We start from the raw sequence: 404 nt of genomic DNA, 5'->3' as shown, positions 1-404 counted from the left end.
CACTTGTGACGGACAATACACGCGAGTTCCAGCGCATTCGCGGCCTCACCCTCGAAAACTGGATTGTGAGATAGCGGGGTGCATCATGGGACCAGTAGCAAATTCCGAAACGCTCGCATCCATTTCCCCGGCCAGCGCAGGGAAGCTCAAAGGGCATGCACTGATGAGTGCTGAGGGTGATATGTCGCCATTTTTCCTTTTCATCGACACGTTTTCCGGAAATGTTGATCGGATCGTCATATCGTGTCTGCTGTGATTCTCAGGCGAGACCGACATGAAACAGGCGAGAGGCCAACTTATAGGCTACGCACGCGTTTCGACGGAGTCGCAAGCGACTGAGGCCCAGGAGATTGAGCTCCGCTCGGCCGGCTGCCTGGCAACCCGGAGATCCGGGAAAAACGCCC

Annotated in this window: 1 pseudogene; it reads left to right on the top strand. The window is 56.2% G+C overall.

The features are described 5' to 3' along the window. Window positions 1-274 precede the first annotated feature (274 nt). Window positions 275-404: pseudogene (locus BN1800_RS43325) on the top strand (recombinase family protein); the annotation flags it as partial.

Origin of the sequence: Rhizobium sullae (assembly GCF_900169785.1) — a bacterium.
In the GTDB taxonomy this organism is placed as follows: Bacteria; Pseudomonadota; Alphaproteobacteria; order Rhizobiales; family Rhizobiaceae; genus Rhizobium; species Rhizobium sullae.
The sequence above is the reverse complement of the archived record's forward strand: the minus strand, read 5'-3'. Positions and strand labels throughout refer to the sequence as shown.